At 74.6% G+C, this 489-nt stretch carries 1 protein-coding gene; it reads left to right on the plus strand.

All coding sequences use genetic code 11. The features are described 5' to 3' along the window. Positions 1-489 (plus strand): type VI secretion system Vgr family protein (locus tag QMK61_RS17610; protein WP_302073534.1); only part of this gene is annotated, 489 nt, incomplete at both ends.

The following is a 489-nucleotide window of genomic DNA, read 5'->3' on the forward strand; positions in this document are numbered from 1 at the left end:
GCGCCACCGGCAACGCCGCCGCGTGGTTCACCGGCAACCAGCACGCCGGCGTGCTGTCCGGCTTCAAGAGCCAGGACCTGGGCACCAGCGCCACCGGCACGGGCGGCTACCGCCAGCTGCGCTTCGACGACACGCCCGGCCAGGGCCATGCCCAGCTCGCCACCACCGACCACGAGAGCGCGCTCACGCTCGGCCACTTCAAGCAGCTGGACGACAACGCCCGCCAGGCCAACCTCGGCTACGGCGCCGCGTTGTCCACGCTGTCCCAGGGCGCCCTGCGCGGCGGCGCCGGCCTGCTGCTCGCCAGCGGCCCCGGCGCCAGCCAGATGGACGCCGCCCCAGCCATCGACGTGCTCGACCAGGCCATCCAGCTCGCCAAGGGCCTTGCCGAGGTGGCGCAGAAACAGCAGGCCGGCCTCGACGGCGAACCCGCCCCCGACACGCTGAACGCCCTCGCCGCGCAGACCGCGCTCGCGCAGGAACTGGCCG

The organism is Fulvimonas sp. R45 (genome assembly GCF_030504985.1).
Classification (GTDB): domain Bacteria; phylum Pseudomonadota; class Gammaproteobacteria; order Xanthomonadales; family Rhodanobacteraceae; genus Rhodanobacter_A.